This is a genomic window from Flavobacterium sp. (assembly GCF_020217025.1).
GTDB lineage: Bacteria > Bacteroidota > Bacteroidia > Flavobacteriales > Flavobacteriaceae > Flavobacterium.
The window spans coordinates 1-10,000 of record NZ_JAIWOF010000195.1; the positions used below are offsets into that span (position 1 = coordinate 1).

Below are 10,000 nucleotides of genomic sequence, written 5' to 3' on the forward strand. Positions count from 1 at the left end.
TTCGTTTAACTCTGTATTGTTAAAAAAGACAACAACCAACAAATGGTTTTTTGCAATTCCTTTAAGGTAGGGTAGTTGTCGGTGTAAGCCATCTAAAGTTTCAAAATTAGTATACAAAATAATTAAACTTCTTTGGTTGATATGTTTTTTTACATCCACATACAAACGGCTAAAATCGCTTTCAAAAAAATCGGTTTTTATGTTGTATAAATTTTCCATGATTTGTTGCATTTGACTTTGTCTTTTTTCTGCAACAACACGATTTTCAACTTTTTTTGAGAAAGCAAAAATGCCGGCTTTATCTTGTTTTTTTATAATTACATTTGATAAAACTAAAGTGGCGTTAATAGCATAATCTAAAAGGCTTAAATCATTGAAAGGCATTTTCATTACTCTTCCTTTATCAATTACCATGTAGACATTCTGTGATTTTTCGTCTTGATATTGATTCACCATTAATTGATTTTTTTTCGCAGTAGCTTTCCAATTAATAGTTCTTAAATCATCGCCTTGTACATATTCTTTAATCTGTTCAAATTCCATAGTATGACCAATTCTCCTAATTTTCTTTAATCCATATTGGAATAAATTATTAGAGAATGCCATTAAATCGTATTTTCTTAATTGCATATACGATGGATAAGTAGGAACCATTTGATTGTTGTCGTAAGTAAATCTTCTACTAACTAATCGAAGGGGAGATGTAACGTAAATATTAAGATTCCCAAAAAAATATTCACCACGTTCCGTTGGTCTTAAAAAGTAGCGATAGTCATCTTTAGTTTGTGCTTTTATTTTTCTTTTAACTTCAAAATTTCGCTGTTGAAATTGGAACGGAATTTCGTCTATAATTTTTAAACGAACAGGAAATGTAAACTGATTGTTTAATGCAATATAAATTTCATTTTCATCACCATTTGACAGTTTTTCAGACATATTTCTGATACCAATTACTTTTTTATTTGTGCCAAATAGCAATAAGATATCAATTAATACAAATAGTATTAAAACATATAAAACATACCAAACAGCATGATATAATGAGGGAAAAAAATACGCTACTGTGAATAGCAAAATGATTCCGATCAGGCAATAAAAAAGGAAATTATTGAGATAAAGCTGTTTGAAAATGCGTTTCATTTATTTTTTTAAAATTTTGTTATTCATGCTAAAACGAGTTCAGCATGACAAACGTTCTTTAATTTTTCAGAAAATTATCTTGGAATTTCTACCGAATCTACAATTTGTTTGATGATTTCTGTACTGGTGATTCCCTCCATTTCGCGTTCTGGAGTTACTACAACTCTATGTTGTAAAACCGGAATTGCTGCGTCTTTAATATCATCTGGCGTAACAAAATCTCTTCCGCGCAAAGCAGCAAAACCTTTAGCAGCATTTAAAATTGCAATCGAAGCTCTTGGAGAAGCTCCTAAATATAAAAATGCATTTTCGCGCGTGTTTAAAACAATTTTTGCGATGTATTCAATTAGGTTTTGCTCAACTAAAATTTGTTTTACCAATTCTTGAAATTCAATGATGTGACTTTGTGAAATAATGGTTGCAATTGCGCTCATTTTATCACGGCTTTGTAATTCATTTTCTTTTTGAATAATATGAATTTCTTCAGCTAAATTCGGATATTCTATATTGATTTTAAACAAGAAACGGTCTAATTGCGCTTCTGGTAAACGATACGTTCCTTCTTGTTCAATTGGATTTTGTGTTGCAATAACTAAAAATGGTCGGTCTAAAACATAAGTAGTTCCATCAGCGGTAATTTGTCGTTCTTCCATAACTTCAAAAAGTGCTGCTTGTGTTTTAGCTGGAGCACGATTAATTTCGTCAATAAGCACAAAATTTGAAAAAATGGGTCCTTTTTTAAATTCAAATGTAGACTTAGATAAATCAAATACAGATGTTCCAATAATATCAGAAGGCATTAAATCAGGAGTAAACTGAATTCGGCTAAAGGCTAACGACAATGTTTTTGCTAAAAGTTTAGCACTAATGGTTTTTGCAACTCCTGGAACTCCTTCAAGCAAAACATGTCCATTTGATAAGACCGCTACTAAAAGTTGGTCAATCATTTTGTTTTGACCTACTATTACTTTAGCAATTTCAGCTTTTACTTTTTGAACATTATCTTGTAACGGTTGTAAGTTTAAACGAGACTCAAAGTTTAGATTTTCGTTTTCTTGATTATTGATTTCAAAATTATTTTCCATTATAAATTCAGTTTTTCTAAAAGTTCGTTAAACGTTATTAATTCTTTTTCTGTTGTATTGGATTGATTTCTGAGTTTTTTTATAAAGAATACTACAGCTTCAATATCTTTTTTACTTTTTCCTGTTTTTTGATTCAGTCTGTTTACAAAAGTATCATCTAAATTGTAAGTGTCTATATAATACTCATTTCTAATTTTTTCCAGAAAGAATATAATCTTCTTTTCTGCTATATTTTGATGATTTCTTTCTTGATAATATAGATTTCCAATTGTTTTGGTAAAATCTACAGTTGTGTTTTTTAGTTTTTCTTTAATTGGTATAATTCGTTGTCTTCTTTTTGCATTGAAAACAATAAAAATCATTAAGGTTATCCAAGCTAAAAACCAAGCCCATTTTAAAGCGGGTTGACTTAATAAATATCGCATTGGCGAACTTGACAATTCTTCGTTATCATATTGTTTTACTTTCCAATAAATTGGAAGTTGCGATGGAATGTAGCCTAAAACATCTTCTGTGTATTTTATGTTTTTGTTTAAGAGGTAATAATTGGTGAAGGCTACAGGTTGTAAATGCAAATAGAAATTTCCGTTTTTGTATGGAACTCTAATGAAATTGGCAAATTTTTCTCCTTTAGAATTGATTTGTGTTCCTAAAACTTCTGTTTTGCTACTGTCAATTTTAGAGAAATAGGCATTGTTGATTCCTTTGTTAAAATAGAAGTTATCAAGTTTTGCATTTCTTTCTAATTTGAATTTTAGCGAATCGGAGAAGTCGTTATTGTATGCAATTTCAAAACCAAGCGAATCTGCAAATTTTTCTGAAAAATTAGTATTACTATAAAAAACAGTATTTCCATGACTAGTGAAATAGAAAAGTTCGTTTTCAGAATATTCATCAATATTAGTTTGATGTTCAATTAGTAAGATTGTTCCTTTTATGTTGTATGTTGATTTTTCAACATTATAATTTTTATCAAAATACTCATAAGGAGACTCGTTGAATTTCTTTACTTTTTGAGGACTAAAAAACGATTTGTGTTCTTCGTTAAACACATAAAGACCAAAAGGACTTTTCATGTTTAGCGAATAACTTTCACTCCAATCAATTGGTTTTTCTTTTGTTGCGTCAGCCCAAATAATGCCAATTAAAATTAGCACTAAAAGAAATATGTATATTTTTAAACTCTTTGGCATATTATTTTTTAGTGATTAATTTTAAAAAGGCTATTTCTGTTTTTTCAAAGTCAGTTTCATTCAAATTAAATTCGCCATACCAGCTATATTCATAAACATAAGATAAAAATTGAAATTCATTTTTTAATTCAAGATTTGAAATTTCATTTAGGTAATCTCCATTTGTTTTTTCAATATCCCATTCAATTATATTGCGATCTGAAAGTGTTTTTAGAAGCCATAAATAATAATATCGGGTTGCCAAACGATAGTTTTTTTCATTTTTAATTTTTGTAATTAATGTATTGAAATCTAATGAATGGATGTTTTCTTCAGTGGTTTCTGAAACAGTAATTTTATTTGATGATTTGCTAAATATCCAGCCTCCTTCTTTATTAATAATGGTTTTAACTATTAGATAAACAACGAATAGGATAATTAAAATAGCAATAACCTTCATAGTAATTTCTAAGCCACTTAGGCTGTTTGGACCATTGCCAAAATCGAATAAGTTACTTAAAAAACGACCTACTGCATTCCAAAATCTATCCCATGCATTTGTGTCAACTTTTACGGGTTTTTCAATATAATTAAAATCTGAATCAGAATATTTTGCTTTTAAATTTTCGAATTTTCTTGATTCATGAACAGCAGAATCTATTTGGACTTGTGAAAAACAAACATCCAATTGTAAGAAAAGTATAAAGTAAAAAAATATGAATTTAAGCTTCATCTGTTCCTATTAAATCGATGTTATTATTGATACTAACGTTTTCCATTTCTTCTTTGCAACTGTAAAAAATAACACCTTGGTTTATTAAAACAATATTTTGTAGGGTGTAATTAAATATGATTGAAATTATTACAATAACAAGAAGTAAAATCATAACAAAAGAAATTGCATTATCAGGATTTTGTTGCAATGATTCTGGATTTGAAAAAACAGTTATGATTCCAATGAAATAAGGTATTAATGTGAAAATTCCAAGTGTTATTTGAACAATCATTTGTACAATAAATGTAGAACCAATGATAGGCCAATATTTGCTTTTTAGCATTAAAACTGCTTTTTTAATTGCTTCAAAATAACCAATTTCTTCTGTTACATAATGAAAATAAGTTAAGGCAATAAAACTTGTTAATGTTGGTAGCAATAAAAAAATCAGTGGAATTCCTATTAAAATAAAAATTGATAAAAAGGTTAGAGCTACAACTATCACTATCAAAGGTAATAAAATGATTAATGATAAAAAATAAAATCCTATGATTCTGCCTAATTTACTTTTGAAGTATTTAAATAAATTTTCAAAATTTCTTTCCTTTTTTTCTTCAATTAGTTTTAAATAACCAACAGGAAATGAATAGTTAATGATTGATATTAGCATTATAAGAAAAATCATGGCTATTCCAAAACCAATGAATAGTCCAATATTACCATATATTTCATTAGCCAAACTGTTTTGATTTCCATTTCGAAGTCCTTCAAAAGTGCCTTTGATGAATATGTTGGAGAAAAAATAAATCACCACTACTAGAAGTAATAACAATCCTCCATTAATGATAAAATAGTTTTTAAAGTAATTTTTTCCTTCCAACTTAAAAAAGTTAAAAGTATCTCCTACAAGAGCACTAAACTCTCTTTTTTTATAAAGTTGAAACATATTTTTTTGCTTTTTTATGAACTATGAAAGGATAAATTAAATAATAAAAACTGATTAATGATAACGTTATCAAAATAATTCCTACACTTAAATAGGTTGGCATTTCCATAGAATATCGTGTTACATAACCTTCTAAAAAACCAGCTGCAAATGTAAAAGGCATGGTACTTAAAAAGATTTTGAAACTATTTTGGAAACCAATTTTGAAAGATTCTAATCGTGAAAAAGTTTTGGGAAATAAAATACTTGCACCTAAAATAAAACCGGCACCTGCTTCAATTACCATAGCAAAAATTTCCATTGATCCATGAATCCAAATTCCTCTAACGCTTTCCCAAAATACGTCTCTTTGGTAAAAAAAATATTGGAATGAGCCTAACATGATACAGTTGTTTAATAAAACATAGAAAGTACCAATTCCTATGAAAATTCCTAAAAAGTAGGAGAGTGCTCCGACTTTTAGATTGTTTAAGGTAATTGCAATGAAGCCTCCCCAGTTGCTGCCAGTTTTATATACGGCGACAGGATTTCCGTCTTCAATGTTTTCTAAAGTCATATTTACATATTGATCGCCTAAAATTAAACGAACAAACGAATCGTCGTTTTTGGCAGAGACTACACCAATAGCAGTTAAAATAGTGAATATTAAAAACGCATACATTACGTATCTTCTATATTCATAAACAAGTAATGGCACTGCGGTTAAAAAGAAATGTTTTATCCGATTGGTTTCTGTTCTTTTGGTTTTATAAATTTTTTGATACGTTTGTGCAGCTAAATGGTTTAGATACACAACTGTTTTACTTTTAGGATAATACGTTTGAGCGTAGGACAAATCATTAACTAAATGTATATACAGATTGGCTAAATCATCTGGATTTTTTTTAGCTTTACCAAAAATTGCTTGTTCAAATTCAAGCCATTTTTCTTTATTTTGCTTTATGAATGCTATTTCTCTCATGAAATGCTAAAATATAAAATATGACACAATTATCAATAAATACTACACAAAATGTAAATATAAATTTTACAGCCGCTTCAGTTGGTGATCGAATTTTCGCACAACTACTTGATTTTCTGGTTATGATAGCTTATGCTGTAGTTGTAGGATTTATTTTAGATTTAACAGGTTTGGCTGCCGCAATTGAAGGTTTAGATAATTGGTCTAAAATGGCAATTTACTTGTTAATCTATTCTCCAATAATGTTTTATACCATAGTGCAAGAAAGTTTGTGGGAAGGACAAACAATAGGAAAACGAATAATGAAAACTAAAGTGATTAAACTAGATGGTTATCAAGCTAGTTTTGGAGATTACTTAGTACGCTGGTTATTTAGATTAGTAGAAATATTCATTGGAAATGGAGTTATAGCTTTAATAGCAGTAATTGCAAGTGCGAAAAATCAACGCTTAGGTGATATGGCTGCAGGAACTGCGGTTATTACTTTGAAAAATAAAATTAATATCAATCATACCATTATTCAAGATGTTCATTCTGATTATGTTCCTACGTATCCATTAGTAATTAAACTTTCGGATAATGATGTTAGGATTATCAAAGAAACATTTGAAATCGCAATTGTGTCTAGAGATTTTCAAACTATTGTGAAATTAAGAGAAAAAGTTATAGCAGTTACGGGTATAAAAAATCAATCAGGGAATGATCAAGATTTTATTAGAACTTTATTGAAAGATTATAACTATTACACTCAAAATATGTAATTTAAACTTATCTGTTTATATATAAATATCCAGTTAAAGGTTCTTTGTAATTTGGGTCGTTTAAATTAAGTATGTAAAAATACGTTCCTGCTGGAGCTAATGTACTTCCTATACCTTCTTCAACATAGCCATTCCAATCAGCTTTGTTGTTATTTCCTGTCCATAAATGTTTGCCCCAACGATTGTAAATCAATAACTCGAAGTTTACAAAAATATCGCGAAGACCATCGATGAAAAAAGTATCATTTGAACCGTCACCATTAGGAGAAACGGCATTGTAAACTACTGGCGGGCAATTTTCTGTTAAAAGCTGGAATGATGTAACAGAGAAACAACCGTTATCAATACGAACAAAAATTTCTTTTGGAGTGGTAAGTGCATCGTAATTAGAACTGTTTGCGATAGGATTTATATTTTGTACAGCATCATTATAGGTCTCATGAAAAGAAATTAAATGAGTAGGATTTGTGCTAACTAATGCAGCATATCCAGAAAAATCAAAAATTCCTCGAGTTAAACCAAGATTACAAGAAGTTAATGAGTTTAGGGGATTGAAAATAGGAGAAACTATCAATTCAATTTCTATTTGGAACGAATTATTATTTTCAATTAATTCAGGTCTAATTCCTGTTCCATTTCCAGCATCATCAACAACGGCTAGTAATGTGAAATTAGTAGGCACAGAACTTGGAATAGTTAATGTGATATTTCCGTTTTCGCTTCCTCCAATTGGAATGATATTTTGTGTGTATGTTGTAGCAATAGCCTCTGTTCCGACATAAAAGGTAATTGGAGTATTGGCTTGTAAAACTTCAGTGCTGTTCAAATTTGAGACGGTAAAATTCAAATTTACATCTCTTGAGTTGCATAATGTAGAAGGGTTATTAAGTGCTATTGTAGCATCGGGTAATTGACTATTTAGTTTGGTAACAACAGTATTCAACATTACATAATCTTGTCCTGATTGGAGTGATACTGTTGCAGATGTTGTACCAGGAACAATATAATTTTCAATAGAATAAACATCTAAATCCATGTTGTATAGATTTGTAGCGTTTGTTTCGGTATTAGTCCCGTTGAAAGCGTTATTACTTGGATTTAATGGATTACTAAGTATGTTAGTTACATTGTTTGCAGTAAAACTCAAGCGTTCACTTTCTTGTATAAAACGATCTCCTTCCCAAGCAATAAATCCTATTTTTGCACCTGTGTTGCTAATTAAATAAAGGTTATTAAGTTGTATAGTCATGTAGTCAATTATCCCAAGAGGTAGGTTGGGAGATAAGGCTTCTAAGCCTTGATAAATGTTTAATTGATTTAAAGTTAATGCCGGATTTTCATACACTACTAAAATTGCCCAACCAGCAAATTGTGTGGCATTTGATATATATGTAGGTACATAACTATTTAAATCAAATTCTGATAAGGTATATGTCCCATTTCCAGTGGTTTGAACAAAAGTTGTAATGTCTTTAAATGCACTGAAATATGTAAACTCATTTGCTGTTCCAACTACATTGCTTAGCAAGTCAGGGGACATATCAACACCATTTAATTTTATGTCGGTATCTCCAGGTCCGCTTCCTGCCCAATATAGGTAAGCTCTTTCAATTCGATCATTTACTCCAAGATTTAATGTCGCTGAAGATTGTGTATAAAGAAATGTCGGAGAAAAATTTGTATTCTCGGAAGGATTTAATGTATTACCAATGAAAGTAAAATCATAACGTCCGTTTATTTGCGTATACAACGAAATATCTTGCCCAAAGAATAAAAATGGTGATAAAAGAAATCCAATAAACAATAGGAGAGTAATTTTTTTAATCATTTGAGAGCCATTAATTTGGTTCCAAATTACTATATTTTTTTTAAAAAACGATATATTGAATTCAGATAACATAAAAAATTAGTAATTTTCCGAATTATTTAAAGGTTTTAATGAAGTATCAAATTCAAAAGTATTCAAACGAACATTATAAAGAATGGAACGAATTTGTAGCCCATGCTAAAAATGCTACATTCTTGTTTCATCGCGATTTTATGGAATATCATCAAGATCGATTTGAAGATTATTCTTTGTTGCTATTTGATGATAATCAAGAATTAATTGCCGTTTTACCCGCAAATAGAGTAGGAGAAACCCTTTTTTCGCATCAAGGACTAACGTATGGTGGGATTGTACTTCAAGAAAAAACAAAACTTTCCGATTTTATTTCAATTGCAAAATCGGTTTTTAAATATTTGAACGCACAACAATTTCAGAAAATTAATTTTAAAGAAATTCCACACATTTATACTCAAATCCCTTCTGATGAATTGCAATATTTGATGTTTTTGATGCAAGGAAGTTTGGTTAGAAGAGATGTTTTGTCTGTTTTAGATTTAAGCAATAATTTTACTTTTTCACGCGATAGAAAAAATGGAATCAAACGAGGTTTTAAAAATGATTTAGTAGTTAAAGAAGAGTCTAATTTTGAATCCTTTTGGAATGAAATATTAATTCCAAATTTAGCTGAAAAACATCAAGCAAAACCGGTTCATTCGTTAGAAGAGATTCAGTATTTACATAGTAAATTTCCAAAAAATATCCGACAATTTAATGTATATCAAAACGATAAAATTGTAGCGGGAACCACTATTTTTGAAACGGATTTAGTCGCGCATTCTCAATATATTTCTGGAAATTCTGATAAAAATGAATTGGGAAGTTTAGACTTTTTACACGATTATTTAATTTCCAACGTTTTTAAAGATAAAAAATATTTCGATTTCGGAATTTCCAATGAAAATCAAGGGAAAAATATAAACGAAGGTTTGTTGTATTGGAAAGAAAGTTTTGGAGCAAGAGCCATTTCACAAGATTTTTACGAAGTAGAAATAAAAAATCACACCCTTTTAGATAACGTTTTACTATGATACATTTCCTAAATTTAAGAAAACTAAACCAACCTTTTGAAACTGCTTTTCAGAAAAAGATGAAGCAATTTTTAGAAGGTGGCTGGTATATTTTAGGTAATGAAGTAAAACAGTTTGAAACAGATTTTGGAGCTTATTGTGGAACGAAACATTGTATCGGTGTTGGCAACGGTTTAGAGGCATTGGTTTTGATTTTCAAAGCTTACATTCATTTAGGAAAACTACAAAAAGGCGATGAGGTAATTGTTCCTGCAAATACTTATATCGCTAGTATTTTAGCCGTTTTACAAGCTGATTTAGTTCC

The 10,000-nt window shown here is 29.5% G+C and carries 10 protein-coding genes; 3 read left to right on the forward strand and 7 right to left on the reverse strand.

The window, feature by feature from the left end:
- The 6 genes from LDL23_RS10045 to LDL23_RS10070 form a co-directional block, all read right to left on the reverse strand.
- A partial coding sequence (locus tag LDL23_RS10045; RefSeq protein WP_291265574.1) for a DUF58 domain-containing protein occupies positions 1-1,140 on the reverse strand: 1,140 nt, incomplete at its 3' end.
- A gap of 74 nt (positions 1,141-1,214) precedes the next feature.
- The gene (locus LDL23_RS10050) at positions 1,215-2,225 is read right to left on the reverse strand and encodes a MoxR family ATPase (RefSeq protein WP_291265575.1); all 1,011 of its coding nucleotides are present in this window, start codon (positions 2,223-2,225) and stop codon (positions 1,215-1,217) included.
- Positions 2,225-3,418, reverse strand: a complete 1,194-nt coding sequence (locus tag LDL23_RS10055) for a DUF4350 domain-containing protein (RefSeq protein ID WP_291265576.1) — start codon at positions 3,416-3,418, stop codon at positions 2,225-2,227. The genes LDL23_RS10050 and LDL23_RS10055 overlap by 1 nt, the downstream gene beginning before the upstream one ends.
- A 1-nt stretch (position 3,419) precedes the next feature.
- Positions 3,420-4,130, reverse strand: a complete 711-nt coding sequence (locus tag LDL23_RS10060) for a DUF4129 domain-containing protein (RefSeq protein ID WP_291265577.1) — start codon at positions 4,128-4,130, stop codon at positions 3,420-3,422.
- Positions 4,120-5,058: a hypothetical protein gene (locus LDL23_RS10065; protein WP_291265578.1), complete on the reverse strand. Its 939-nt coding sequence runs from the start codon at positions 5,056-5,058 to the stop codon at positions 4,120-4,122. The genes LDL23_RS10060 and LDL23_RS10065 overlap by 11 nt, the downstream gene beginning before the upstream one ends.
- Complete coding sequence (locus LDL23_RS10070) at positions 5,042-6,019, reverse strand: stage II sporulation protein M (protein WP_291265579.1); 978 nt, start codon at positions 6,017-6,019, stop codon at positions 5,042-5,044. Before LDL23_RS10070 ends, LDL23_RS10065 begins: the two co-directional genes overlap by 17 nt.
- Before the next feature lie 20 nt (positions 6,020-6,039).
- On the opposite strand from LDL23_RS10070, the gene LDL23_RS10075 reads away from it, so the two are divergent.
- Positions 6,040-6,780 (forward strand): RDD family protein, encoded by a 741-nt coding sequence (locus LDL23_RS10075; RefSeq protein ID WP_291265580.1) that lies wholly within the window; start codon positions 6,040-6,042, stop codon positions 6,778-6,780.
- Between the two features lie 7 nt (positions 6,781-6,787).
- Here the strand turns inward: LDL23_RS10075 and LDL23_RS10080 are convergent, their stop codons facing one another.
- A complete protein-coding gene (locus tag LDL23_RS10080; protein ID WP_291265581.1) occupies positions 6,788-8,608 on the reverse strand; it encodes a gliding motility-associated C-terminal domain-containing protein in 1,821 nt (606 codons plus the stop codon).
- Between the two features lie 110 nt (positions 8,609-8,718).
- Between LDL23_RS10080 and LDL23_RS10085 the strand changes: the two genes are divergently transcribed.
- Positions 8,719-9,696, forward strand: coding sequence for a GNAT family N-acetyltransferase (locus LDL23_RS10085; RefSeq protein WP_291265582.1), 978 nt, complete (start codon positions 8,719-8,721; stop codon positions 9,694-9,696).
- The coding region (locus LDL23_RS10090; RefSeq protein ID WP_291265583.1) for a DegT/DnrJ/EryC1/StrS family aminotransferase at positions 9,693-10,000 on the forward strand (308 nt) is incomplete at its 3' end. The genes LDL23_RS10085 and LDL23_RS10090, both read left to right, overlap by 4 nt.